At 67.6% G+C, this 25,963-nt stretch carries 20 protein-coding genes; all 20 read left to right on the forward strand.

Features of this window, described 5'->3' with window-relative positions; all coding sequences use genetic code 11:
* Nucleotides 1–100: 100 nt before the first annotated feature.
* A complete protein-coding gene (locus tag QX108_RS06675; RefSeq protein ID WP_315726217.1) occupies nt 101–739 on the forward strand; it encodes a helix-turn-helix domain-containing protein in 639 nt (212 codons plus the stop codon).
* Between the two features lie 533 nt (nt 740–1,272).
* Nucleotides 1,273–1,857, forward strand: a complete 585-nt coding sequence (locus tag QX108_RS06680; protein ID WP_315720641.1) for a DUF4255 domain-containing protein — start codon at nt 1,273–1,275, stop codon at nt 1,855–1,857.
* Nucleotides 1,835–2,905: a hypothetical protein gene (locus QX108_RS06685; RefSeq protein WP_315780304.1), complete on the forward strand. Its 1,071-nt coding sequence runs from the start codon at nt 1,835–1,837 to the stop codon at nt 2,903–2,905. Before QX108_RS06680 ends, QX108_RS06685 begins: the two co-directional genes overlap by 23 nt.
* A 42-nt stretch (nt 2,906–2,947) precedes the next feature.
* Nucleotides 2,948–4,636 carry a phage tail sheath family protein gene (locus tag QX108_RS06690; RefSeq protein WP_315780303.1) on the forward strand — a complete coding sequence of 563 codons (1,689 nt, stop codon included), beginning with the start codon at nt 2,948–2,950 and terminating at the stop codon, nt 4,634–4,636.
* Between the two features lie 29 nt (nt 4,637–4,665).
* Entirely contained in the window at nt 4,666–5,139 is a 474-nt protein-coding gene (locus tag QX108_RS06695) for a phage tail protein (protein WP_172113894.1), read from the forward strand.
* A gap of 8 nt (nt 5,140–5,147) precedes the next feature.
* Nucleotides 5,148–5,597 carry a phage tail protein gene (locus QX108_RS06700; protein WP_172113893.1) on the forward strand — a complete coding sequence of 150 codons (450 nt, stop codon included), beginning with the start codon at nt 5,148–5,150 and terminating at the stop codon, nt 5,595–5,597.
* A gap of 1 nt (nt 5,598) precedes the next feature.
* On the forward strand, nt 5,599–6,051 hold the full coding sequence (locus QX108_RS06705; RefSeq protein ID WP_172132797.1) for a phage tail protein: 453 nt from the start codon (nt 5,599–5,601) through the stop codon (nt 6,049–6,051).
* Nucleotides 6,052–6,054: 3 nt separating this feature from the next.
* Nucleotides 6,055–6,219 (forward strand): DUF5908 family protein, encoded by a 165-nt coding sequence (locus tag QX108_RS06710; protein ID WP_172113891.1) that lies wholly within the window; start codon nt 6,055–6,057, stop codon nt 6,217–6,219.
* Nucleotides 6,220–6,221: 2 nt separating this feature from the next.
* Nucleotides 6,222–6,929 carry a CIS tube protein gene (locus QX108_RS06715; protein WP_172113890.1) on the forward strand — a complete coding sequence of 236 codons (708 nt, stop codon included), beginning with the start codon at nt 6,222–6,224 and terminating at the stop codon, nt 6,927–6,929.
* A 9-nt stretch (nt 6,930–6,938) separates the two neighbouring features.
* Entirely contained in the window at nt 6,939–8,576 is a 1,638-nt protein-coding gene (locus QX108_RS06720; protein WP_315780299.1) for a phage baseplate assembly protein V, read from the forward strand.
* A gap of 63 nt (nt 8,577–8,639) precedes the next feature.
* On the forward strand, nt 8,640–9,056 hold the full coding sequence (locus QX108_RS06725; protein ID WP_172132801.1) for a GPW/gp25 family protein: 417 nt from the start codon (nt 8,640–8,642) through the stop codon (nt 9,054–9,056).
* Nucleotides 9,053–9,487: a hypothetical protein gene (locus QX108_RS06730; protein WP_172183761.1), complete on the forward strand. Its 435-nt coding sequence runs from the start codon at nt 9,053–9,055 to the stop codon at nt 9,485–9,487. Before QX108_RS06725 ends, QX108_RS06730 begins: the two co-directional genes overlap by 4 nt.
* Before the next feature lie 3 nt (nt 9,488–9,490).
* Nucleotides 9,491–13,858: a hypothetical protein gene (locus tag QX108_RS06735; RefSeq protein WP_315780296.1), complete on the forward strand. Its 4,368-nt coding sequence runs from the start codon at nt 9,491–9,493 to the stop codon at nt 13,856–13,858.
* Nucleotides 13,859–13,891: 33 nt separating this feature from the next.
* Nucleotides 13,892–15,544, forward strand: coding sequence for a hypothetical protein (locus QX108_RS06740; RefSeq protein ID WP_315780294.1), 1,653 nt, complete (start codon nt 13,892–13,894; stop codon nt 15,542–15,544).
* A 43-nt stretch (nt 15,545–15,587) separates the two neighbouring features.
* Nucleotides 15,588–15,761 carry a hypothetical protein gene (locus QX108_RS06745; protein WP_246739323.1) on the forward strand — a complete coding sequence of 58 codons (174 nt, stop codon included), beginning with the start codon at nt 15,588–15,590 and terminating at the stop codon, nt 15,759–15,761.
* Between the two features lie 5 nt (nt 15,762–15,766).
* Nucleotides 15,767–17,833: a hypothetical protein gene (locus QX108_RS06750; protein ID WP_315780292.1), complete on the forward strand. Its 2,067-nt coding sequence runs from the start codon at nt 15,767–15,769 to the stop codon at nt 17,831–17,833.
* 11 nt (nt 17,834–17,844) lie between these two features.
* Complete coding sequence (locus QX108_RS06755; protein WP_315780290.1) at nt 17,845–19,893, forward strand: hypothetical protein; 2,049 nt, start codon at nt 17,845–17,847, stop codon at nt 19,891–19,893.
* An 18-nt stretch (nt 19,894–19,911) separates the two neighbouring features.
* Entirely contained in the window at nt 19,912–21,585 is a 1,674-nt protein-coding gene (locus QX108_RS06760; RefSeq protein ID WP_315780288.1) for a contractile injection system tape measure protein, read from the forward strand.
* On the forward strand, nt 21,537–22,922 hold the full coding sequence (locus QX108_RS06765; RefSeq protein WP_315780286.1) for an ATP-binding protein: 1,386 nt from the start codon (nt 21,537–21,539) through the stop codon (nt 22,920–22,922). Before QX108_RS06760 ends, QX108_RS06765 begins: the two co-directional genes overlap by 49 nt.
* Complete coding sequence (locus QX108_RS06770; protein WP_315780284.1) at nt 22,919–25,963, forward strand: DUF4157 domain-containing protein; 3,045 nt, start codon at nt 22,919–22,921, stop codon at nt 25,961–25,963. The genes QX108_RS06765 and QX108_RS06770 overlap by 4 nt, the downstream gene beginning before the upstream one ends.

Raw genomic sequence — 25,963 nt, forward strand, 5'->3', positions numbered from 1 at the left:
CAGACCTCCGAAGACGACGAGCGCCACCAAGGCGGCGAGCGGTGTACGTGCAGGACGCACGCGGCAAGCTGATGCTCCCTCGCAGACGCGGCGCCGCAACATGCGCGCGGCCGACCGCGAGCGGCTGATCGTCGATGAAGCGATCCGCTTCTTCGCCGAGCGCGGCTTCGAGGGCCAGACGAGAGAGCTCGCCAAGCGCATGGGCATTGCCCATTCGGTGATCTACCGGCACTTTCCGAGCAAGGAAGCGCTGATCGAACGGGTCTATCAGGAGGTCTATCTGAGCCGCTGGTCACAGGACTGGGCCCCGCTGATCCGAGACCGCCGCCAGCCGCTGCAGGTGCGGCTCACGAGCTTCTATCTCGACTACGTCGCCCGGGTGTTCGAGTACAATTGGGTGCGGATCTTCGTCTTCTCCGGAATGAAGTCGTTCGGAATCGCCGGACGCTATCTCGACCTCGTCCGACGCGAGATCATCGAGCCGGCGGCGATCGAACTGCGCCACGAGCTGGCATTGCCGGACACCCTGACCTGCCCGCTCGGCAGCCGCGAGACGGAGATGTTCTGGGGCCTGCACGGCCGCATCTTCTATCTTGCAATCCGCAAGTTCATCTATGAAACACCGGTGCCGTCCGATCTCGAGCAGACCGTGCGCGACGCCATCGCGCTCTTCCTGGACGGTGCACGCCTCTCGCTTCCGAAGATCCTGCAGGACGGCGAGCCTCATCCCGCCCGATGATCGGCCTGCCCTTTCCCGTTTGCGCGAGCGACCGTCGGTCCCTGCGTCCACAACTCATGAGCATTCTCGATCTGTCGAGAGTGCGACGTTTCGTTCCACTATGCATCGCAACGAACCCGCCCGCTGCGCGGATCCGACACAGGTTGCATGACACCGTCATGCGGCGTCTGTCACGCGCGTGTCGCACTCTCTGACCCGGCCCTCGATCTCCGTTCGCTCGCATGATAGCTCGACGTCGATCAGCCTCAGGTGGCATCGCTGCAACTTGACGCGTTCGGCGACTGAAGTTATCGTGGTTGAATATTTCGATGCTTTCTATTTGTTGTTTTCGACGCAAACCTCATTGAACGACCTGAACCACATCGACTGGTCCGCACACACACGCTTAATGATCATGTTGTGCGAGACTCACGGCCTGATCGAGCCGCCAAGTCGGCGGCCATGAGCGTTATATCGCGACCGCTTGGTCGCGGTAGCCTTCGCTACGTCGTTGCCAGCTGTTAGTTGCGGAGCGGGACGTGATTGATCAAGCGATGATTTTCCTTCGCGACCTGCTCAATGCGCATTTGACGGGGCCCGCTGTTCCGGGTCACGCGGCGCCGGCCGAGGATGCCGTGATTTTTCTCGACGGCGACAAGACCGACCCGATCTCGTTCCGCATGGGCGCCGTCACCACGATGCTGATCAATGTCGAGCAGGAGCCGATCCTGCGCGCGGCCAACCCCTATCAGCGATTGGCTGCCGACGGTACGGCCTACCGCATCCAGCCCGATGTCCGTCTCAACATGCGCGTGCTGTTCGTGGCGCGCTTCAAGCAATATGAGCAGGCGCTGGCGCGGCTGTCGCAGATCATCACCTTCTTCCAGTCGCACCCGGTGCTGGATCGCCAGGCCGTGCCAAGCATGCCGGCAGGCATTCCACAACTGGCGCTCGAGCTGGTCACCCTTCCGCTCAACGAGCAGAACGATCTGTGGAATGCGCTGCGTGCCGCGTTCCAGCCTTCCCTGCTCTATCGCGTGCGCATGCTCGTGTTCGAGGATCGTCAGGAAGAGATGACGCGGCCGGTCTCCGGTCCGCCGGAACGGAGGCTGGAACATGCCCTCGGCCGCTCTGTTTGACGTTCGCGTCACCCACGACTACTACGCGGATCTGCGCTGCGGCGATTTCGCGATCGTGCCGGCGGCGCAGACGGAATCCGCGATGGCGCGGCTGCGGCTCACCCACAAGAGCTTCGCCGACCGCCTGCGCGTCTATGCCGAGCTCGACGCCAAGGGAAACGCCATCGCCGCGGCCGCGGCGCCGCTGTCGCTGGAGTTCGCCCTGCAACCGCGCGGGGCCGGCTACGCCGCGATCACCAGGCTCAGTGAGCTCACCCAGCAGCCCGCCCCCCTCTTCACCAATGAGGGAGTTCAGCCGGCGGACCCGCTGCCGCTACGCCTGACCACGCGCCGCGCCACGGCGAGCGAGCGCCTCATCGTCTCGGCTCCAGCTGTCGCCGAGCCGTTCGTGCTTTCCGGCACGCCGCTCGACGGCACCACACCGGCGGACGTCACCGTCGCTGGCGCAGGCGCCGTCACGAGCGTCATGCCCGGTTCCAAGCGCATCACGATCGATACATCGGCGCTTCTGCCAGCCACCACTTTTCAGGTTTCCTATCCGGTCCGCGCGGCGACGGCGCGCGGCGCGCTCGCAGACATCACCCTGACGCTGACCGCGCAGGCGCTGAAACCATCGCCGGCGCCGCGGGCCTATGTCATCCCGCTGGCTTCCGCCGATTCGCGCTGGGCCTATTATGTCGTGACGGATTTTGCCGGCGACCTCTCCACGCTCGGCGTCGTCGATGCGACGCCGGGCAATGGGCCGCGTGCCATCACCATATCCGACGCCGGCCGCACCGAGCTGACGCTGGCGATGGTCGGCAGCGATCCGGTCGGCATGGACCTGCTCGGACGCTATCCGGGCCGGCGGGTCATCCGGCTGCTGTCGGATGCGCCGATTCCGACGCGCGACGTCCCCCTCGGTGCGCTCGAGCTCCGCCTCGACAACACGCCCCTGCTGACGCGCCTGCCCAATCCGCCGCCTGACCGCCTGACGCTGCTGCAAACCGCCGCGGCCGCGCCGCGCCAGATGGTCCGCTACCAGGTCCTATCGCTGCTGACGAACTGATTCCTTCCACCTCTCCTCACCACGTTCCGAAGGTGCATTGTCATGCCGATCTACAAGACCCCGGGCGTCTACGTCGAAGAGATCTCCCGATTGCCGCCATCCGTCGCCGAAGTGTCGACCGCAATACCGGCGTTCCTCGGCTACACCGAGAAGGGCCCCGCGATGGCGCGGATCAGCTCGCTGCTGGAGTACACGGCCACGTTCGGCGGCGCCAAGCCGACCGCCTTCGTCGCCACGTCGACGACCGATGCGGCCACGGGCCTGCCGACGATCACGTTGTCCGATCCCGCCGCCGCCAATGGACCGAGCCCCGACCGCCTGCTGTATTATGCCGTCAGCCACTACTTCGCCAATGGCGGCGGCCCCTGCTACGTCTTCTCGCTCGGCGACTATGCGAGCGCCCTCGCCAAGGCCGACTTCCTGACAGCGCTCAATCTGCTGGCGCTGGAAGACGAGCCGACCTTGATCGTCCTCACCGACGCGGTACTGCTCGCCGCCGGCGACTATTTCGAGATTGCGCAGGCCGCGCTGAGCCAGTGCGCGCGGTTGAAGGATCGCTTCGCCATCCTGGATGTTCCCAAGGGCGACATCGCCACGTTCCGGAACCAGATCGGCGTCGACTACCTGTCCTACGGAGCCGCCTATCACCCGTATTTGCGAACGTCGCTGAACTTCGCCGTCGACGAAGGCAAGATCCAGGTCAAGATCACCGACGCCCAGGTGCCGCCGACGATCAAGGAGGTGCAGTTCCCCGCCAACGACCCCAACGGCATGATCGTCTCGTTCCAGAGCAACGATCCGGCGATCGCGCCAAAGGTCCAGCTCGTCGGCGGCGACAATGCGCAGGCGATCGACATCACCATCGTCAACGGCAAGCCGACGCTGGTGATCACCAACGTCGCCGGCGGCAAGACTGCCAAGCAGGTGGTCGACCGTTGGGCCGTCGTGAAGGCCGCGCTGGCGCCGTCGGGGTTCGACATCCGCCTGCAGGGCAATGGCACGGCCGCGCTGCAGCCGACGGCCGCCGGCGACGGCGCCGATCTCGTCAAGGTCGGCGGCGGCGCGCCGCCGACGCCCGCGCTCGGCGACATCAAGCTCAGCGACACCGCGCGCTACAACCAGATCAAGGATGCGCTCAGCCGACAGCGAGTGACCCTGCCGCCGAGTGCCGCGATCGCCGGCATCTACGCCCGCGTCGACCGCGACCGCGGCGTCTGGAAGGCGCCGGCCAATGTCGGCGTGATGGCGATGATCGGCGTCGACAAGAAGATGACGGATGCCGATCAGGAATCCCTCAACGTCGACCCGACCGCCGGCAAATCGATCAATGCGATCCGCGACTTCACCGGCAAGGGCACCATCGTCTGGGGCGCTCGCACGCTCGCCGGCAACGACAATGAATGGCGCTACGTGCCGGTGCGGCGGCTGTTCATCACCATCGAGGAAAACACCCGCAAGGCCTCCGGCTTCGCCGTGTTCGAGCCGAACGATGCCACCACCTGGCTGAAGGTCAGGGGCATGATCGAGAGCTATCTCTACTCGCTGTGGGAGCGCGGCGCGCTCGCCGGCTCGACGCCGGAAGCGGCCTATTACGTCAATGTCGGCCTCGGCAAGACCATGACGCCGCAGGACGTGCTGGAGGGCCGGCTGATCGTCGAGATCGGAATCGCCGCCGTCAGGCCGGCCGAGTTCATAGTGCTGCGCTTCATGCACAAGCTACAGCAAGCCTGATCGACCAGAACCGATAGAGGAGCGCACCGATGGCTGTCAGCGCCAGCGAAATCAAGGCCACCTATCCCTTGCCGGTCTACAACTTCCGCGTCGAGATCGGTCCGAACGCCGTGGCGTTCTCGGAGGTGTCCGGCCTGTCGATCCATTATGAGGTCACGACCTTCAAGGAAAGCCCGACCGGCGGCGGCAGCGCCGGCCCGCGCATCATCCACATGCCATCGCAGCCGCAGCCGGTGAACATCACGCTCAAGAAGGGCGTGGCGCGCACGGCGAGCGTCTCGGCGCTCTACAGCTGGATCAAGACCGTCTCGCTGAACCAGGTCGAGAAGAAGGACGTCGTCATCCGGCTGTGCGACGAGCAGGGCAAGCCGGTCATCAGCTGGACCGTGATCAACGCCTTCCCGACCAAGCTCGACGGACCCGCCTTCGATGCCAAGTCGAACGAGGTCGCCGTCGAGTCGCTCGAGCTGCGCGCCGACGCCATCACCATGACCGAAGGCTGATCACGCCGATGCCCGACGACAAGACGACGCAGAAGCTGCTCTATCCGCTGCCCGGCTACAATTTCCAGGTCGCCGTGGATTCGGACTCGGCGAGCTTCGTCGAGGTGTCCGGGCTCGCCAGCGAGTACGAGACCGTGACCTACCGGCACGGCTTCAGCCGCTGGGAGGGCGAGGACGTGACGCGCGTCCCCAAGCGAAGCCACAGCACGGTGACGCTGAAGAAGGGCGTGATGCCCGGCGGCAACTTCCTGTCGCAATGGCTGACGGCGGATCCGCCAACCGCACGGGCGCTCGCCATCAGCCTGTGCGACGAGGCGGGAACGCCGGTCGTCGTCTGGCACGTCAAGGAGGCGATCCCGGTCAAGCTTTCAGCGCCGAGCTTCGACGTCAACAGCACGCAGATCGCCATCGAGACGATCGACCTGCTCGCCAGTGGAATCTCCGTCGAGTATCTGTGACATGCCGGTCAAGGACCTCCCCTTAAGCTTCCGCTTCGGCGTGTTCTTCTTCGTCGGCGGACTCGTGCCCAACCCGATCGACATCCGCTTCCAGAAGGTGTCGGGGCTGGGCGCGACGGTGTCGCTGAAGACCCACGCCGAGGGCGGGCAGAACCTCTACACGCACCGCTTTCCCGAGACCATCGGCTACCAGAACCTGGTGCTGGAGCGCAGCGCACCGCTGATCTCGCCGCTCGACATCGAGTTCAACGTCTCGCTGTCGCTGTTCAAATTCTCCGCCTCCAACGTGCTGGTGACGCTGTTCGACGACGGCGGCGCGCCGACGGCGGGATGGATGTTCCTCAACACCTATCCGGTGCGGTGGGCGACCTCGGATCTCGATGCCGGGCAGACCGGCGTCGTGATCGACACGATGGAGCTGGCCTACACCCGCATGCAGATCATGAGGCTCTGAGCCATGCCTGTCGAGATCCGCGAGCTGATTATCCGCGCCGTGGTCGATCCGCACAAGGTCGACGCGCGGAGCCCTGCCGCGAACGCCCCGGCATTCGACCGCGACGCACTGGTGCAGGCCTGCGTCGACGAGACGCTGCGCATCCTGCGCCGCGAGAAGGAGCGCTGATCATGGGTTTTCCCGACCTGTTCAAGCTCGAGAAGCTGCAGATCTCCGCCTTCGCCGATGCCAAGCGCTCGAAGAGCAAGGAGATCGACGGCTCGCCTTTCGTGGCGATGTTCAACCCGCAGACCCTGAGCCAGACCAACAGCAACCTGTTCGAGCCGGGCAAGGCGGCCGGCGGCGCCGAGCAGGTCGCGACCTTCATCCGGACACAGCCGAGCGCGATCGAGCTCACTCTGCTGCTCGATGGCACGGGCGTCGAGGAGATGGGCCTCGTCAATCTGTTCTCGGACACCAAGACGGTGAAGGACCGCATCGACAGCTTCCTTGCCATCGCCTACCAGCCGCAGAGCGAGACGCACGAGCCGAGCTATCTGAACCTGAAATGGGGCAAGTTCAGCTTCAACTGCCGGCTCACCACCGTCACCATCAACTACACGAGCTTCGAGCGCGACGGCTCGCCGCTGCGGGCCGAGCTGGTGCTGAGCCTGGCGGCGGACGATGACGTCGCCAAGCAGCAGTCGCAGCTTGCCTTCACCTCGCCCGACGTGTCCCATGCCCGGCTGGTGCGCGGCGGCGATACGCTGCCGCTGCTGGTCCATGCCGTCTACGGCAGCGCGGTGCATACGCCGCGGGTCGCGCGTGCCAACGGGCTCAATCATCTGCGCGGCCTGGAGCCGGGCCGCACGCTGATCTTTCCGCCGCTGTCGCGCTAGGAGCTCGAGGTGCCCGACGGCTTCACCATTCCCACCATTCTCGTCGCGGGAGCTGCGCTGCCGCCGAACCTCGCGCCGCTGTCGATCGACGTGATGCGGGCGGTGAACCGCATTCCCACCGCGATGCTGTCGATTCACGCCAAGGGCCCCGTGGCCGACGAGGCGCCGCTGATGGCGGGCGGTCCGTTCAAGCCGGCGGCCGAGGTCGAGATCAAGCTGCGCCGCGCCGGCGAGGACGACGTCAGCGTATTCAAGGGCCTCGTCACCGCTCTGTTCGTCCATACGCGCGAGGGCCTGCCGACGCTCGACGTGGTGGTCAAGGACAAGACGGTCAAGCTCACCGGCGCGCGCCACAACCGGATCTGGACCGACACTCCCGATAGCGACGCGATCCGCGCCATCGTCGGCGACGCGCAGCTGACCGTCGATGACGCGCCCGATACGACGCCAACGCACAAAGCCCTGGTGCAGCATGACTGCACCGACTGGGACTTCATCCTGACCCGCGCCGATGCGCAGGGGCTCGGCGTCGTCGCCTTCGACGGGGCCGTGTCGCTGAAGAAACTCGCCGTCGACGGCGAGCCGGCGCACAGCTTCTCGCTCGGGCTCGACCCGATCACCGACCTGCATTTCGAGCTCGACGCGGCGAGCCAGGCGCCGAGCATCGACGGCGTTGCGTGGGACCCGAAGGCGCTCGCGGCGGCCGAGCCTGCCGCGGCGGAGACGTTGAGCCTGCCGCAGGGGGAGATCGGAACGGCATCGATCGGCGATGAACTCGGGATGGGGCCCGTTCGCCTCACCCATATGGTGCCTCTTCAGCCCGACGAAGTGAAAGCCTGGACGAATGCGCGCGCGGCCCGTGCCAGGCTCGCGCTGATCCGCGGCCGCATGTCGGTGGCAGGACTTCCCGCTGCAAAGCCGATGGACATTGCCGAGCTGAACGGGCTCGGCGACCTGTTCGACGGCAAGGTGCTGGTCACGGGCGTACGCCATCGCATCGATACGCACGGTTTCTCGACCGACCTGCAATTCGGTCTCGCCGCCGAGCCCGCGGGCCGGTTGCCCGAGCTTTCGGACATGGCCGCCGGGGGCCTGCTGCCGCCGATCTCGGGGCTGCATCTCGGCACCATTGCCGACTCCTCGGACGAAGATCCGGATGGCGAGAGCAGAATTCAGGTCAGCGTCTCCTCCGTCCTCACCGATCCGCCCAAACCGCTCTGGGCGCGCATCGCCAGTCCCGATGCCGGCGACAAGCGCGGCTTCTGCGTCCGGCCGGAGCCGGGCGACGAAGTGCTGGTCGGCTTTCTCGGCGGCGATCCCAGGCATCCGGTCGTGCTCGGCCGCCTCTGGGGCAGCAAGAACAAGCTGCCGGAGGGGTTCACCGATGCCAAGCAGAAGGGTCTCGTCGGCAAGCAGAACACGCGCATCGTCCTGTCGGAGGCCGACAAGCCCTCGATCACGATCAGCACGCCGGGCGGACGAACCGTCATCCTCGACGACGACGGCGGCACCATCACGCTGTCCGACAAGAATAACAACAAGCTCGTTCTCGACGCGAACGGCATCACCATCGACTCGGGCAAGGACCTCGTGATCCAGGCCAAGGGCGCGATCAAGATCAAGGGCAGCTCGATCGACCTGAACTGATTTCCACCGTTGCTGGGAGACGAACGATATGCGGCGCTTCAGCTTACACCGAACGGAACGGACATGACGACCTCCGCCGGCTATCTCGGACGCGGCTGGGCGTTTCCGCCGCAGTTCGGACCGAACGGCTCCGACGTCGCCATGGTCGCCGGCGACGACGACATCGTTCAGAGCCTGACGATCCTGTTCGGCACGGCGCTGGGCGAGCGCGTGATGCGGCAGGATTTCGGCTGCGACGTCTCGCGTTACATGTTCGAGGAGATCGACCAGACGCTGCTGACCTCGATCCGCGAGGCGGTGTCGGATGCGATCCTCTATCACGAGACGCGCATCCGGCTCGACGGCGTCGATGTCAGCACCGACGGCCAGACCCCCGGCCTCGTGCTGATCGCGATCCGCTTCACGGTTCGCACCAACAACTCCCGTTTCAACATGGTCTATCCCTATTACCTCAACGAAGCGACGAGAGCGGTGCCGTGAGCGACGTGATCGTGATCGATGGCGACATGGCGAGTTTCGAGCCGGGTTTCGGTGCGGCGACCGTCGTCGTGCGCCCTGGTCCGATCACCGCGAGCGGCAAGGCCCGGGTCGCCGGCAAGCTCGCCTGCGTCGCGGGCGACGAGAGCAGCGTGTCCGTCGCCGGCTGCATGTACACGGCCGGTCCCTATTCGATCCCGGGCACCGGAACACTCTCGATCGCCGCGCTGGCCGGAGACCAGAAGGCGGCAACCTGCCAGTCAGGAGCCAAGAAGCTGCTGCTCAAGGGAAGCTCGTTCACCGCACGCTTCACCGTCGCGGCGCCGGCGATGCAGCCGCCGCCGGGGCCCGGCTCGCCCATTCCGGACGCGACGACGAGCTACACCGGCAAGGGCAGCTTCGTTGCGGCCGAAACCAGCGTGAAGGCGGGGTAAGCGATGGTGCAGCCGCCCGCCGAGATTCCTTCGCCCCGGCGTGACGGCACCAGCCAGCTCGCGCGGCTGCTGGCCACCAGGATCGTCTCCGACCGCTATCCGGACGGCGTCGGCATCGACGAGCGGACGACGCGTGACCTGCTGACATTCCTGCGCGGCTACGTCGAGAAGGTGACCTACTATGACGCCGACAACGATCCCGTCGGCGACTGGTCGGGCCTGCTCGGCGAGCTCAGCAACGATCAGATCCTCGCCTTCATCGACAATCCGGGCACGGCTTCCGACGACCGGCTGCGACGGCCGCATCTGGTGCTGCTGCTTGCGTTGTTCAAGCTGCTCGACACCGCCCGGAACGCGCTCAATGGGATCGTCCCCCGCCATCTCGACTACTACTATCGCGACGTGCTGCGGCTCGCCCCGAAGCTGCCGGTGCCCGATCGCGCATTCGTGCTGTTCGATCTCGCCAATGGTGCGCATGCCGTGCAGATCCCCGCCGGCACCAGGCTTCCGGCCGGGCGCGACTCCGCCAAGCGCGAGCGCTTCTTCCGCACGGACGCCGATGTCGTCGTCAACCGCGCGAAAGTCAGCAGGCTCGCCACGGTGTTCACCGACAAGCTCGTCATCGGGCTGCCGGAGGCGCGCGATCCGAGAAAGGGCGCGCTCGGCACCAAGGAGGACCGGTTCCTCGCCATGCTGCGGCTCGCGCTCGGCGAGCCCTCGCCGGGCGGGCCGCTGCCGCTCTATGGCGGCAAGCCGGTCACCTATCCGCTGCTGCAGTCGCTCGCCGCCCTGGTCGCGTTCGCCCCCACGGCGCTGCACCTGCAGCACTATGAGCTGCGCGAGCTGATCGATCGCAAGCGTACCCGCGACAATGCCGGCGCCGACTGGGCCAAGATCAATGCGATCCTGCAGGCGGCGGGCCGCGATGCGCGGCACGACCCTAACTTCGTTCTCAACCCGGCCAATCCGCGCGACTTCAACGCCAATCTCGCGACCGCGCTGAACGGCACGCCGAACCTCGCGGGCCTGCCCGAGATCACGACCGTCGACGATCTCTACGTGCAGCGCTATCGGCAGGACGTGCAGGATGCGATCACGCAAAAGCTGCACATGCCGGTTGCGACCTTCGTCACGATGATGGACCTCAAACGGGCCTCCGATGCCGATTGGCGTGTCATCAACGGGCTGCTCGAACATGCCGGCCAGGACAAGCGCAAGGATTCGAACTACCGGCTCAAGGTGATCGATCCCGCCGACTTCGCGACCAACATGAAGGAGGCGATCGGCACCATCGACTACACGCCGACCGGCGCAACCTCGATCGACGGCTATGCAGCGGCGGTGCGCAACCTGGAAGCCTATGCCTTTATGTCGGCCGAGGCCTTCGCGGCCATGATGGCGACGGCCGATCAGCCGGAGGCGAACGTCTCCGAGCGTGCATGGCAGCAGGTCTACGGCACCCTCGAAGATGCGTTGCAGAAGAAGGTGGTCGCTGCACGGCGCGATGCGATACGCAAGCGGCGCGAGGCGGCTGCCGATCCCGCCGCGGGCCTGCAGTCGATCCTGGCCGATGCTGCCGGGGCGTCGCCCAGCGCCCCCACGCCGCAATTGCTGGAGGAGCTGAAGGACTGGGCCTCCGCTGCCGACATGCAGACCCTGAGGAGGGTCGCGGATGCGCCGAAGACCGCAAGCACCGAGCAATGGGTGCAAGTCTACGACATCCTCGAACGCGCCTCGCGCAAGCGCACGCAGCTGCCCATCCCGCGGCCGGAGCGACAGGACTGGCTCAATCTGTATCCCCAGGCAGACGCGACGACGGTGCATCCGAGCGCCGAGCTGGAGCAGCGCTGGAAGACGCTCGGCGCCGCACCGGCACAATCCCCCGAGCAGCCGCCGCCGGAAACGATCGGCCTCGTGATCGGCTCGCCGCTGTTCGCGCTCAGCGCGGGAACGCGGCAGATCATCCTGACTTTCGGCTTTTACGATGATGGCGGCGGCCCGATCGTTGCCGCGCCGGAGCAGCCCTTCTCGGTGCAGGTCAGCACCGCCGACGGCTGGGTCACCCTCGGCGCCGACAAGGTGGAGATGACAGGCGACGGCACCGTCGACTACAGCAAGCTCGACGACATCGCGCCGATCCCCGGCACGACCACCCTGATCGGCCTGCGCGTTCGCCTGACGCTGCCTTCGACGATGCCGGCCATCGCACCGCTGCCGGGCGATCAGGCACTCGCCTCATGTCCCTGGCCCGCCGTCCGGCTGACGCTGCGCCAGATCTGGGACGGCACGCTCGGCCGCTGGGTGATCCGCTATGCCCGGCTGCGCTCGCTGCGGATCGCGCGCATCCACATGCGCGCGGCGATCGGATCCTACGTGCAGCCGGCGCAGAGCGGCGAGCCGCTCGGCCCCCTGGTGCTGGAGAACGATCTCGGTCCGCTCGACGGCAAGCGCCCGTTCGAGCCTTTCGGGCCGCAGCCGGACGCCGGCGCCACCTTCTGGATCGGACATCCCGATCTGCAGAACAAGCGGCTGCGGGCCGTCAAGATGCGGCTCGACTGGATGGGCGGCCCACCCGATCTGAACGCGACCTACGCGGCCTACCAGCTCGCCGGCCCGTTCACGGCCAAGGTCAGCCTGGTCGACGGCCCGCTGGTGACGGCGCAAGGCGGGGCCGGCGCCCTGTTCGTGACCGACAGGGCGCGGCGCACGCAGGACGCCAGCAAGCCGCAGACACTCGAGATCGCGAGCGTCAGCGATGCCGTGCAAGCTTACACCTTACCGCCGCCGGAAACAGCGGCGGCGACCGCACGCAACCTTCCGCACGCACTGCGGCTGGAGCTCGCCATCGGCTTCGGCCATCGCGACTATGCCGGGCTGGCCGCCACCAAGGCGATCGCGCTCGCGGTCGACACGGCCGTGTTCGCCAAGAGCGGCGGCACCATCAATGCAGCGAGCTACACGGTCGGTCTGCCCTATGCACCGAAGCTGAAATCGCTCACGCTCGATCTGCTGGCGGGGCACGAGATCCGCATGGAGGCCTATCAGCAGGGGCCGGCATCGGACATGGTGTTCCACCTGCACCCGTTCGGGATCGCCGAGCTCAGCGCCGCCGCGAACGGCTCTCCCCTGCTCCCCGACTACGGCAATGAGGGCGAGCTGCTGATCGGCCTCGAAGGTCTACGTCCGCCGGAGACTCTGTCGCTGTTGTTTCAGATGGCCGAAGGCAGCGCCAATGCCGATGTCGACCCGCCTGCCATCCGCTGGAGCGTGCTCGACCGGAACGGCTGGGTCGATCTGCCCGGCGAAGCCATGCTGCAGGACGGCACGCGCGGGCTGATCAATTCGGGGATCATCACCTTCGCTCTGCCGCAGGCAGCGCCGGATGCACGGCTTCCCGCAGGGCCGTATTGGCTGCGCGCCAGCGCGGCCATCGGCGCCGCCGCAGTCTGCGACACCATCGCGATCCATCCACAGGCGGCGCTCGCGACCCGTGAGCTGAACGCCTCGGCCATCGACCTCACGCCGCTGCCGCCCAAAACCATCAAGTCGCTGTTCGCGCCGCTGCCCGGCGTCGCCGCCGTGCACCAGCCCTATGCCTCGTTCGGCGGACGTCCGGCGGAAGATCCCGTGGGCTTCCATGCGTCGTCGAGCGAGCGGCTGCGGCACAAGCAGCGTGCGGTGACGGCCTGGGACTATGAGCGGCTCGTGCTGCGCCGCTTCCCGGAGATCTACAAGGTGAAGTGCCTGCCGGCGACCTCCAACGAAGCCGCGATCGACAGGCGCGACGCGCTCGGCCTCGTCAGGCTGATCGTCATTCCGGACATCCGCGGCAAGAGCCTGTTCGATCCGTTCGAGCCCAAGGCCGCATCGGCGCTGCTCGCCGACGTCGCGGCCTACCTGACGCCGCTGCTGCCGGGATCGGCGCGGCTGAGCGTCGAGAACGCCAGATACGTCCAGGTCCGCATCCGCGTCGGCGTCCGCTTCGTCGACCAGAGCAATCCGGCGCTGTGGAAGCAGCGGCTGAACGACGACCTCAACCGCTTCCTCTCGCCATGGGCGTTCGACGACGGCGCCGACATCATGATCGGGCGCCGCATCTATGCCAGCAGCATCGTCAACTTCATCGACCAGCGCTCCTATGTCGACTACGTCGCCGGCATCAAGCTGTTCTCCAGCGAGGACGGCGAGGTCTTCACCCTGGCTCCTCCGGGCGGCCCGGACGGCGACAGCGTCGGGTCCGAGCGGCCGGACGCGGTGCTGGTCGCCGCGCGGCGGCACGAGATCGATCTGATTGCCGACGAGATCTTCCCGGCCGATCAGTTCAAAGGCATCAACTACATGAAAATCGAGCTTGATTTCATCATCGGTTAGACACTCACACATGATCGCGGGTACGAGGCTGCCATGAACATCGATGACAACAAGAAATCGCGGGCAACGCTGAAGTCCTACTTCGTCAAGAATGCGATCCCGACCGAGCAGCAGTTCTCCCAGCTCATCGACAGCCTGATCAACCAGCGCGACGATGGCGTCATCAAGCCCGGCGGCGGCGAGCCGCTCTCGATCGAAGCCGTCGGCGACTTCGAGAAGGCCATCAACTTCTACATGCAGATCTCCGACGCCAGCCCCGCCTGGACGCTGTCGCTGCGCCCGCGATCGAACCCGAACGATCCGCAGACGGGGCGGCCGGGCCTCTCCATCAACGATGCCGCCGGCAACAGCCGCCTTGCCGTCGATGCCGCGAACGGCCGGGTCGGCATCGGCGTGGTCGCGCCTGCTGAGCGGCTCGAGGTCGGCGGCCGCATCAGGGCCGGGCTGCTCACGATCGGCGCGCCGGACGTCAATGTCGACTATTCCTATGTCGGCGGCAGCGCTGCCGGCGATCTCACGACCACCTATGCGCTGGCGGTCGGCATCTCCGGCGCGCAGCTCGGGCGAACGGCGCTGAACGGCAAGGACATCTCGTTCCGCGTCAACAACGTCCAGCGCGCGACCTTCGCGGCCAACGGCCATCTCGGCATCGGAACGCCGTCCCCCGCCGCGATGCTCGACGTCGCCGGGGTGGCGAGGTTCGGCTCGTTGTCCATCGGACCCTGGCCGGCCAACGGCAATTACGTCCATTTCGGCGTCACCACGCTGAACCAGGCCGCCGCCGACAACTATGCGCTGCTGCAGAGCGCAGCGGGCGACGACTTCGGAACGACGTATTTGAACTCGCCCGAGACGATCCAGTTCAGGATCAAGAATGTCAGCTATGCAGAGCTCCAGAAGGACGGCGACTTCAACGTCAAGCGAAGCCTGTCGATCGGCGGCTCGGATCTCTACTTCACCAAGACCGACCACAATCATACGGGCATCGGCAACAAGCTCGGCTACGCGGCCATCGAGAACGGCGCCAATTACGGCGGCCTGATGATCCTGGGCAGAACCGTCAACACCTCTCCGCTCCGGCGCGTCGTCAAGGTCTGGGACTATCTCGAGGTGAACGGCGACCTGCTGGTGACCGGCCGCATCGGCAGCATGGGCAAGGGCCCCAATCCGCTCACGCCGGGCTGGGGCGGCGGCATGCGCACGTGGGATCTGGAAGCCGAAGGCACGGTCTGGTCACGCGGCCCCGTGCAGACCGGACCGCGCGATCTCGCCGAGATCTATTTCGCACAGGCATCGCTCGCGCCTGGAGACGTCGTCAGCCTCGATCCCGATTCCGAGCATATCGTCCTTGCCCCGGAAGCGAATTGCAGCCGGGTGATCGGGGTCATCTCGACCGAGCCCGGGATGCTGCTCAATTCGCTCATCAACCGCGAGGATCTTCCGGCCGACGGCAGCAAGGGATTTCCCGTGGCGCTCTCGGGATGCGTCCCCTGCAAGGTCACCGACGAAGGCGGACCCATCCGCCGTGGCGATCTCCTGACCGCGGCCTCACGCCCCGGCTACGCCATGCGGGCTGCTCCGGCAACGACCGACGGCGCCTATCGCGCCGGAACCATCATCGGCAAAGCGCTCGGCGCGCATGCGGCCGGCGAAGGCGTGATCGAGATCTTCGTCATGCTGCACTGACAGGAGCGACCATACGACAATGACAATGATCGAGAGTTCGACGATGGAAGACCGTCTCAAGGAACGGCTGAGCCAGTTGCGCGAGGAGTTCGCCAGCGGCCAGACCCAGCTGGTGCAGGCCGAAGCGCGCGTGCGCGACCTGCGCGAAACGCTGCTGCGCATCAGCGGCGCCATCCAGGTGCTGTCCGAGGAGCTCGGCGAAAGCAAGGAAGGTTAGGACCCGTGGACGCGCTATCGATCTCCACCGGACCTCCGGAGCATCCGCTGCTCGACTTCACGGCCCTGCTGCGTCAGGGCCTGATCGAGCTCGAGCGCCTCGCCGGCGAGCAGTGGACCGACTTCAACGCCCATGATCCCGGCATCACGCTGCTCGAGGCGATGTGCTACGCCCTCAGCGATCTCGGCTATCGCACCTTTCACCCGATCCCCGATCTGCTGACGGAAGCCGGCAAGACCACCGAGGCCTGCCTGTTCACGCCGGCGCAGGCGCTCACCTCCAGGGCGGTCACGCCGGATGATCTGAGGCGCATCGTGCTCGACGTGCCCGGCGTCAAGAACGCCTGGATCGTCACGGCGGACGGCGCCTCGCTCCCGCTTCGCTATGATCCGGCCGCCAAGACGATCGCGATCGACCGCGATCCGACGCCGCCAGCGAGCTCCGAGGCGGTCGCGCCGCGCGGCCTGTGGCGCGTGCTGGTGGAAAAGTCCGATGTGCAGGATATCGATGCCGCTGTCGTCCGGCTCGCGGTCGCAAGACGCCTCTCTGCCAACCGGCCGCTATGCGAGGATTTCGACGACATCGTCATGCTCGATCCGATGCCGGTGGCCGTGCGCGCCTCCGTCGAGATCGGCGAAACCGAGAACGGCGCCGACGTGCTGCTCGGCATCTTCGAGCGGGTCAGCGCGCTGATCTCGCCGTCGGTGGGGTTCCTCAGGCTCGACCAGGCGCTCGCGCAGGGCGCGCGCAGCGACGAGATCTTCGAAGGCCCGCCGCTGCTGCGCGGCTTCGTCGATCCAGCGACCTTGCCGGCAGCCGGGCGCCGCGTTGCGCTGCATACGTCGGACGTGATCCGCGCGATCATGAGCGTGCCGGGGGTCCGCGCGGTCCGCTGGATCCTGCTCGCGCGCGCCGGCAGCCCGTCGGCCGAGCCGTGGTCGCTGACGCTCGACGAGACCGGCGCGGCCCGTCTCGATCTCACCGCCAGCAGCATCGAGCTGGTCAAGGATCGCCAGCCGGTCATCGTCGACACTGCCAGCGTGATCAGCGCGTATGACGCGCGTGCGCGCAGCGCGCGGCTGTTCCCCGAGCTCGACACGGCCGAGCGCGATCTGATCCCGAGCCCCGGGCAAAGGCGGGACGTCGCGCACTATCTGCCCTTGGAGACGGACCTGCCACGGCTCTATGGCGTCGGCGCGGGCGCCCTGCCCGATACGGCCGACGACGCCCGCAAGGCCGCGGCCAACCAGCTCCGCGGCTATCTGGCCGTGCTCGACCAGTTGCTGGCGAACGAATTCGCCCAGCTCGCCCATGTCGCCTCGCTGCTCGGCATCGACGAGACGTCGCCGCGCACCTATGCCGCACAGTACATCGGCGACGATCCGGATCGCGATCCGATCCTCGATCCGACCTTCGGCCCCGACGAGCTGGCCAAGCTGGTCGAGCCCGAGCAGCCGCCGGGGGCGATGAAGCGGCGCAACCGGCTGCTCAACCATCTGCTCGGGCGGTTCGCCGAAACCGTGACCGACGATCCGCAACTGTCGGCGACCGCGACGCCACAGGATGCAGATGCCGCGACCGCGCGGCTGTTACAGGCCAAGCGCGAATTCCTCCGCCGCATGCCCGAGCTCGGTGCAGGGCGCGGCACGGGAGTCGACCTGCTCTCACCGGGATCATCGCCCGCCCTGATCGACCGCGTACGCCTCCGGCTCGGCTGGCCGGCCAGCGAGACCAGGTTCCTGCTGGTCGAGCACATTCTGCTGCGCGCGCTGCCGGAGGACGAGATCAACGCGCTGCCGCTGCTCGCGGCGGCCTCGCGCAACGATCCATGGACGGCGCAGCTCACCTTCATATTTCCATCGCGCTTCAAGACGCTCGAAAGCATGATCCAGCGCATCATGCGCGAGGAAACGCCGGCGCATCTCACCGCCTATCTGCTGTGGCTCGATCCCGCTCCCTTCGCCGCCTTTGCCGCGACCTACGACGATCTGCTGCTGGCTCTGCGCCACCATCGTCTTGCCGACCGGCTCGGCGTGAAGGCCGATTCCGTCCCATCGGGGCCACTCACATGAGCGGCGCAACCATGAGCACGGCCACGGTGTTGCGCCTGCGCGAGGCACGCAACCGCATGCTCGAGGCGCTCGGGCTCGGCGAGACCTATCCGGTGCGTGACCTGTCGGTGCCCAACGAGCGGCTCACGGTTGCCTTCAACGACATTGCGACGATCAAGATCGAGACCAGCGAGACGGGCGTCGACTACGGGCTGCGCAACAAGACCGGCGACGCGGTCGGGGCTACCGTCAAGGGCACCGGCAAAACCGTGGCGCTGACCACGCCGCCCATCCGCGACGACGTGACCTTCACCATCCGTGCACGGGCGCCGAATGGCCGCGAGGCGGACCTTCTGACAACGGCGGGAGTCAAGGTCGGACTCGACCTCTCGCTGGCGGCGATCGTGTTGCCCGAGGATGGCCCATCACCGCGCATCCTGAGCTACAACACGGCGGTCACGGTGCGCCTGCCCTCCAGCCAGGACGGCGTCGACTACCGGCTGGTCCGTTTCGTCAACGGTGACCCGGCGCATCCGGACGACGTCGCCGCGGCCGCGCAGGACGACGTCGTCTCGGTCAGCCAGGCCGTCCGCGGCACCGGTGGGCCGATCGAGCTGGCGAGCAAGCCGCTGCAGGCCGACACCGAGATCAGGATCCGCGCCACCAAGACATTCGACGCCGCCCTGGGGCGTCCGACGCAAACCAATCTGCTCGCGATCCGCCTGCGCGTTTACGTCAAGGCCAATCCGGATCTGGCGCTCGCGCCCGAGCCCGGCGCCATCGTCGACTTCCTGTCCGTTCCGAAGATCAGGATCGCCGCCGCCCAGGGCGGCGTCGACTACCGCGCCGTGCTGCTGCGCCTGCCTGATACGGCCTTCGCGCAAGGCGCACCGCCGGGCCCCGGTCTGCTTGCCGTGCCGGTGCCGGGCCAGCCCGACGTAATGATCCGCCTGCCGTCGCTGGCGGCGGCAGATCCGGGCGCCGTGCCGCAGGGTTTTACGCTCGGCGCAGACTGGCAGCCCGGCGCCAATGCCGACCTGCGGCTGCCCCTGCCGCAAGCCACCGCCGACAGCGTCGTCGCGATCGCCGCGCGCAAGACTCATGCGACAGGGACGACGTCGTTCTCGTCCTGGATCTGGCTGCGCCAGATGCTGGCGGTGCTGGTGCGCCCCAATCCCAAGCCCGGCCTCAGCGTCACCGTGACGCTCGCGGGCGCCGCAACCGACGGCGCGATGACGATCGCGGGCGGTCAGGCCGGCGTCTACTACACACCGCGGACGGCGCAACCCGTGCCGGCCGTTCTTCCGGCCTATGTGCACCAGCGCAGTCCGGAGGACGCGAACGTCAACAAGGGCATCGGCCAGCTCGAGCTGGAGGTCGACTTCGCGGTGACGCGCGACGGCCAGCCGCCGCTGCCGCCGGTGGTGGAGACCGGCGCGAGCGCGGTGGGGACGTCATGGACGATCGGCGCGATGATGGCACAGAGCCGGGTCGGCATCGACCTGCCGAATCCGGCCGTCATCGCCGCGGTGCCGACCGCGCAGCTGACCGCCGCGCTGATCGATCGCGGCAGCATCGCCCATGTGGTGGTGCCGGCGAGCGCGGCCGCCGACAGCTACGCGCTGTTCCAGGAAACCTCTGCGGATGACATCGCCATCGGCGCGGCGCGCGACGGCAATGGCCAGGCGCTCGATTTCGCCTCCGCCGCGATCGCCAACGACATGGTGCTGGTGCTGTCGGCCACCAGCAAGGCAGCGATCCCGGTGCGACGCCGGATCCGCTTTCCGGTTGCCGTCCGGCCCGACCCGACATGCCCCGTCCGCGCCGGCGATGCCGCCGTGCCCGCGGGAAATCGCGCCAAGATCCTCGTCGACAAGACCCAGACGGAGATGAGCTATCAGCTCGTCGCTGCGGGCGCGCCGGTCGGCGCAGCGCAGCCGGGCACCGGCGACACCCTCGCTTTGCTCACCGATCCGATCAGCGCAAGCACCACGTTCTCGATCATCGCAACCCGGCTCAATCCGCCGGTCGCAACCGTCACGCTGGCTGCGACCGCAACCGTCACGCTCAAACAGAACTAGGACCGTTCGTCGCGCGCCATGGCCCAGCGTCACACCATTCATCGCGAGATCGTCGAGCTGACCGTCGCCCATGCGGCGACCGCCGAGCGCGTCAGCACGGCCGTCTCGGACGTGGTCCGCGAGGCGCTGACGCCGCTGTTGGAGCGCATCTTCGATGAGCTCACGCCGCATGCCGAGCTGATCCGGATCGACCGGCTCGAGCTGGACCTGGGACGGCTCGATCTGGGTTCGCTGTCACGGGAGCTGCCCGCGCGGATCGCCGCCAGACTTCCGGGCGCGCTGAATCGATCGGCTGCACTGAGCCACCATCCTCAATCGACAAGCCCTGCGCCGGCCGGACGGACGAAGCCTGCGGCCGACGCGGCGGCGCTGCTCGTCATCAATCACTTCGTGACGACCGGCACCCTGCCGTGGTGGTGCGACGGCCGCGATCGCGACCTCTTGAACCGCGCCGCGGACTCGGCGCTGCGACAATCACCCGCCAGCCTGGCGCACAGCCTACGCGGCCTCGTCGCCGATCCGGCAGCCATGACCCGCCTCGTCGGACATCTCGCCGATACCACGCTGGAGCGCATCGTCGCGGCGCTCGCGCCCGAAGGCACCGCCATTCTGCATCAGCTGGCAGAACTCTTGGAAACGTCTTCGATCGCCGGTCTGACGCCCCGACGCAAGCGTCTCGCAATCTGGCGCGGACTGCTACATGCAGCCTGTGCCGTCCCCCGCGCCGACCCCGTCGAGACCGCGCTCACGAGCATCGCCATCGCCGCCGGCATGACCCTCGCGGCGCTGCTGGAGGCCTGCGCGGCCGCCCTGGCAATGCGGCCATCACCGGCCGTTCTCGTCGCCCGCATCGCCGAGCTGGAACGCATTCATTCGGCGCTTGCCTCAGAGCCGCCGCGGGCGCCGCGCAGCTGGCCGCCAGGCTCGATGCTCGCAGGCCTGCATGCGGAGCTGGCGCCACTGGCAGCCCGACTGGCTGAGCGAGAACAGCCGGCATGGGCGGAGAGCTTCGCGCGGCTCGCCGAGGCTCCGGTCGGTCCGTCCTTCGACACTGCGCTCGCAGCCGTGCTTCAGCCATTTCGCCAGGCCGGACTGATCACATCCGCCGATGCCGAGCGCCTGCAGGCGCGGCTCTCGCGTCGGCCCGCGCCTGTTCGTCAGGATGATCGTGAGCGCCGTGCGCCCGACGACGTTCATTCCGTCATGGCCGCGGGCGTCTGCCTGCTATGGCCGTTCCTGCCGCGCTTCTTCGCCCGCCGCGGTCTGCTCGATGACAAGGAAACGGGCTTCGTCAGCCTGGCCGCGCAGCAGCGCGCCGTGCTGCTGCTGCATCATCTGGCGACCGGCGAGCCTGACGCGCCGGAATTCGCGCTGCTGCTGCCGAAGGCGCTGTGCGGCCTGCCGCCGTTCGATCCGTGCGAGATCGCCGAGCCCGTCACCGACACCGAGCAGGCCGAAGCCGGAGCGCTGATCGATGCCGCGATCGCGCATGCGAGCTGCCTCGGCGCGATCTCGCAGGCCGGCCTGCGCGAGACCTTCCTGATGCGGCCGGGCCTGCTCGGCACGCGCGACGGCGCCTGGCTGCTGCGGCTGGAGCGCCGCAGCGCCGACGTGCTGCTGGAACGGCTTCCCTGGACCCTGCAATGGCTGCGATTGCCATGGATGCAGGCGGCGATGCGGGTGGAATGGTGAGCGCGCTGGAGCAGAACGCGGTCGATCTGGACGCCGAGCTGGGCTGGCTCGCGCAGCTGATCGATGCGCGCTTCAAGCTGTATTTCAACCTCGACGGCGCCATGCCGGCGGCCCCCTCCGAGCCGCCGGATCTGTCGCAGTCGCCGTCGCCCTACGCGAGCTTCCTGCGCGAGCACGCTTGTGATTTCACCGAGCGGGTCGCGCTGGTGCTGGCCCTGGCGCCGCATCTGCGGCCGCAGCTGCTCGATGTCTTCTTCACCCGCAACCAGACCTTCGACCGTCGCTTCGCCGAGTTCGGCGGCGTGCGCAAGGAGCCCGACGGCGATTTCTGGCCGACCGGCGAGACGCTCGCCTTCATCATCGGCGGCACCGACCTCGCCACCCGCTTCCGCCTGCAGGCGCTGTTCGAGCCGGATCATCCGTTCGCCCGCCGCGGGCTGTTGCGGGCCGCGACCGGCAACGACGAGCCGGTGATGAAGGCGCGGCTCGTTCTGTCCGAGGATGCGCTGGCGCTGTTCACGCGCGGCGAGCAGCGCCGGCCGAGCTTCGGCGCGCACTTCCCCGCGCAGCTGATCGAGACGGCGCTGGACTGGAGCGACCTCGTGCTGCATCCGGCCACGCGCCAGGGTCTCGGCCAGATCGAATCCTGGATCGCGCATGGCCACACCTTGATGCACGACTGGCGCATGGCCGCCAAGCTGCGCCCCGGCTATCGCAGCCTGTTCTACGGCCCGCCCGGCACCGGCAAGACCATGACGGCGTGCCTGCTCGGCAAGTCCACGGGACGCCACGTCTACCGCGTCGACCTGTCGATGGTCGTGTCGAAATTCATCGGCGAGACCGAGAAGAACCTTGCCGCCGTGTTCAACCAGGCGGAGGGCCGCAACTGGATCCTGCTGTTCGACGAGGCCGATGCGCTGTTCGGCAAGCGCAGCGAGACACGCGATGCGCATGACCGCTACGCCAACCAGGAAATCGCCTTCCTGCTGCAGCGGATCGAGAGCTTCGACGGCATCGCCATCCTCGCCTCCAACCTGCGCGACAACATCGACGACGCCTTCGCACGCCGCTTCGAATCCGTGATCTACTTTCCGCTGCCGCGTCCCGAGGAGCGCGAGCTGCTGTGGCGGCAGGGCTTCTCGCCGAAGGCGCAGTTCGCCGGCGATCTCGACCTTTCGAAGATCGCGCGCGACTATACGCTGTCTGGCGGCTCGATCATGAACGTGATCCGCCTCGCCTCGCTGCAATCGCTGAAGGACAACGGCCGCCCGATCGGCCGCGACGATCTCGTCGCCGCGATCAAGAGCGAGATGATCAAGGAAGGGAGGGCGGCATGAAGCAGACGGCCACGCGCGCCGCGCCCCAGGCGGCGCAGAGCCAGAGCGCGCGATCGAACCGCGGTGTCGCGCTGTCCCCGCCCCTCACCTTTCCTTCGATCGCGATGCTGCAGCCGCGGCTCGAGATCGGTCCGGTCGACGATCCGCTGGAGCGCGAGGCCGATGCGATGGCCAGCCGCGTCGTCGACGGTCCTGCAAGCCATGCCATGCCCGCATCACTGGGCGCCGTCTCCGCGGGCCCGCCGCGCATGCAACGGCAGTGCGCCTGCGGCGGCACCTGCCCCGACTGCCGCAAGGACCTCATGCAGCGCAAGGACGCCTCCGGCAGCACGGCGGCGCTGAGCGCCGCCATCGCGCCGCCGGTCGTGCACGACGTGCTGCGCTCGCCTGGCCAGCCGCTCGATGCCGCGACGCGCGCCGATCTTGAGCCGCGCTTCGGCCGGAGCTTCGCGGCGGTCCGCATCCACACCGATGCAAATGCCGCCGCCTCGGCGCGCGCGGTCGGCGCGCAGGCCTACACGGTCGGACACAACGTCGTATTCGGCAACGGCCACTACGCGCCGCAATCTCCGGCCGGCCGCCGGCTGCTGGCGCATGAGCTGACTCACGTCGTGCAGCAGGGGCGCGGCGCGCCGCTGCGGCTGGCGCGCAAGCCCGGCGGACCCGGCGGGACAGGACTGACGAGCGGGATCGGTCAACCTGCCGGCGGCTGCGGCGTGTGTCAGCTGCCGATGCATGCCGGCACCGCCGCGCACAACTGGATCGGCGGGCATTTCGTCGCCAGCGGGCTTGGCAGGAAGGAAGTGCGCGTCTTCCGCGGCTGGGGCAAGGGCAATAGCGGCCGCCTCGATCTCGCAATGATCGATCTGAAGCGGCACGCGATCTACACCGGCGAGGTCAAGCCGGACAGCGCGGGCGGCCGCGCCGCCGGCGTTCGCGATCAGCTGTTCTACCGCGCCATCGTCGCGGCCGACAAATGGTACCAATCGTTCAACCATTATCATCTCACGGCGAAGCAGTGGAATCCGTCCGGCGCTCCGGTCGGCTGGCTCGTCACCAAGGGCCTGCCAAAGAACTGCGGACAACTGATCTTCGTCAATCCGGCGAGCCACGGCCTCTATCTCTATCATTGCGAGCCGCGAGCCACGCTCCAGCAGCTGCGCCCGGAATGCGCCTGTGATCAGATCCCCAAGTCCGACAAGAAGAAGGACAAGGACAAAGAAAAGGAAAAAGACAAGGAGAAGGAAAAGGAGAAAGACAAAGAGAAGGACAAGGAGAAAGGCGGCGAGAAGGCCGGCGCCGCCAATGTCGGCTTCGGCATCTCCCTGTTCGGCTCGAGCGTCGGTGGCGGCAATGCCGGCGTCGGCGTCTCGGTCGGCTCCAACAGCGCCTCGGTCGGCACCGCGGGTGCAGGCTTCAGCTGGTTCTCCGACAGCGCAGCGGCCGGTGCCGCCGGCGCCGGCGTCTCCGCCAACGACACTGGTGCGACCGCGCTCTCGGCCGGCGCCGGCATGAGCTCGGATTCGCTCGGCGGTTCGGTGGCGACTGCGGGCGCCGGCAAATCCTCCGACAACACCAGCGTGGCCGCCGCCACCGCAGGCGCGGGCAAGAGCGAAGGCAATCTGTCGGCGTCGGCGGCCACCGCCGGCAAGGGCGAAGCCAAGAACAACGTCGTTGCCGTCGCCAAGAGCACAGGAAGCGGCAAGGCCGAGAACGTGATCGGCGCCGGCGTCGGCTCGCCGCAGAAGGGCGCACCGGCCACGCCCGTGCCGGGTTCGCCGCAAGGGCAGACCTCGACCGGCACGACCACGCCGGGCGCAACCACGTCAGGCACGCCGGGCCAGACGACCGCCGGCCCGAGCGCGCCGCAGGGACAAGCGATCACGCAAGGCAAAGGCACCGGTACGGGCAGTGCCGACAGGCCCGGAGCGACCGGAAGCGGCAGCGGCAAGACTCCGGGGGTGAGCGGCTCCGGCACCCAGACCCCGGGCACCAAGACCGGCGATGCTCCGACGGGCCAGAGCACCGGCGCGCAAACACCGGGCGGAAAGCCCGGCGGCGCGCAGCAGACCGGCACGCCGCAAACCACCGGCGACGCCAGCAAGGGCACGGCCGGGCCGACTGCGGGAGCGGTGCCCGGCACCTCCTCGACCGCAACGCCGGGCAATGCGGCGACCGGCGCGACGCCTGTGCCGGGCGGCATGGTCATTCCCCTGACCTCGCCGAATGCGACCGAGGCCGAGCAGCGCCTGGCGCAGCAGGAGGCCACCAAGGTCGCGCTGATGCTGAGCAAGGCCTCGTCCGGTCAGATCGCGCTGATGCAGCATTTGATCGACTCCTCATCGGACAAGCAGTTCCGCGTGCCAACCGCGCAATGGGTGGAGACGATGATGCAGGTCACCGCCGACATCACGCCGGACGATCTGGCGTTGCTCAAGACGCTCAACTGGAAGCCGGGCCATCTCTCGCCCGACGAGCTGCGCAAGCAGATCGTCGAGGCCCTGAAGAAGCGCCGCCAGAGCTCCGGCGGCGCCACGGCCGCGCCCGCACCGTCGAACGCGGGACAGAAGGACGGCGGCAAGTCGGGTGCTCCCGGGGCGGGCGGCAAGGGAGATAAGGGATCGGCATCGGGCGACAAGGCGCCGCCGGCCCCCAGGGGCAAGCAGACCGAGCCGTCCTTCGGCAAATCCGGCGGCTACACGCTGGCGCGCGCCTTCACCGGCGATCGCAGCAAGACGAGCGAGCGCGACTACAGCTTCGTGACCAACGCGCCGATCACGACGGCGACCAAGGCCGGCGATCGCGTGCTGATGACGCTGACCTGGATCGGCGACGACGGCAAGAACTACTATCATCAGCTGACCTACGAGGTCATGGGATCGCCGACGACGGAGACCGATGCGAAATACAAGGGCAAGACGCTGCTGCGATTTGCCTTGAAGACGACCAATGCCGACCTCATCAACATCGCGCCGGACGGACAGCAGCCGTTCCTGATCAGCCCCGGCCGCTCTGCCACCTACCGCATCTTCACCAACTGA

This window comes from Bradyrhizobium sp. SZCCHNR1002, assembly GCF_032381435.1.
GTDB classification, from domain to species: domain Bacteria; phylum Pseudomonadota; class Alphaproteobacteria; order Rhizobiales; family Xanthobacteraceae; genus Bradyrhizobium; species Bradyrhizobium aeschynomenes.

Excerpts from the sequence above, each read along its gene's own strand:
- QX108_RS06740 (WP_315780294.1), top strand. The coding sequence starts at position 13,892 with ATGAACATCGATGACAACAAGAAATCGCGGGCAACGCTGAAGTCCTAC.
- QX108_RS06735 (WP_315780296.1), top strand. The coding sequence starts at position 9,491 with ATGGTGCAGCCGCCCGCCGAGATTCCTTCGCCCCGGCGTGACGGCACC.
- QX108_RS06760 (WP_315780288.1), top strand. The coding sequence starts at position 19,912 with ATGGCCCAGCGTCACACCATTCATCGCGAGATCGTCGAGCTGACCGTC.
- QX108_RS06680 (WP_315720641.1), top strand. The coding sequence starts at position 1,273 with ATGATTTTCCTTCGCGACCTGCTCAATGCGCATTTGACGGGGCCCGCT.
- QX108_RS06685 (WP_315780304.1), top strand. The coding sequence starts at position 1,835 with ATGCCCTCGGCCGCTCTGTTTGACGTTCGCGTCACCCACGACTACTAC.
- QX108_RS06755 (WP_315780290.1), top strand. The coding sequence starts at position 17,845 with ATGAGCACGGCCACGGTGTTGCGCCTGCGCGAGGCACGCAACCGCATG.
- QX108_RS06695 (WP_172113894.1), top strand. The coding sequence starts at position 4,666 with ATGGCTGTCAGCGCCAGCGAAATCAAGGCCACCTATCCCTTGCCGGTC.
- QX108_RS06765 (WP_315780286.1), top strand. The coding sequence starts at position 21,537 with ATGGCTGCGATTGCCATGGATGCAGGCGGCGATGCGGGTGGAATGGTG.
- QX108_RS06675 (WP_315726217.1), top strand. The coding sequence starts at position 101 with ATGCGCGCGGCCGACCGCGAGCGGCTGATCGTCGATGAAGCGATCCGC.
- QX108_RS06705 (WP_172132797.1), top strand. The coding sequence starts at position 5,599 with ATGCCGGTCAAGGACCTCCCCTTAAGCTTCCGCTTCGGCGTGTTCTTC.
- QX108_RS06725 (WP_172132801.1), top strand. The coding sequence starts at position 8,640 with ATGACGACCTCCGCCGGCTATCTCGGACGCGGCTGGGCGTTTCCGCCG.
- QX108_RS06700 (WP_172113893.1), top strand. The coding sequence starts at position 5,148 with ATGCCCGACGACAAGACGACGCAGAAGCTGCTCTATCCGCTGCCCGGC.
- QX108_RS06690 (WP_315780303.1), top strand. The coding sequence starts at position 2,948 with ATGCCGATCTACAAGACCCCGGGCGTCTACGTCGAAGAGATCTCCCGA.
- QX108_RS06770 (WP_315780284.1), top strand. The coding sequence starts at position 22,919 with ATGAAGCAGACGGCCACGCGCGCCGCGCCCCAGGCGGCGCAGAGCCAG.
- QX108_RS06745 (WP_246739323.1), top strand. The coding sequence starts at position 15,588 with ATGGAAGACCGTCTCAAGGAACGGCTGAGCCAGTTGCGCGAGGAGTTC.
- QX108_RS06715 (WP_172113890.1), top strand. The coding sequence starts at position 6,222 with ATGGGTTTTCCCGACCTGTTCAAGCTCGAGAAGCTGCAGATCTCCGCC.
- QX108_RS06710 (WP_172113891.1), top strand. The coding sequence starts at position 6,055 with ATGCCTGTCGAGATCCGCGAGCTGATTATCCGCGCCGTGGTCGATCCG.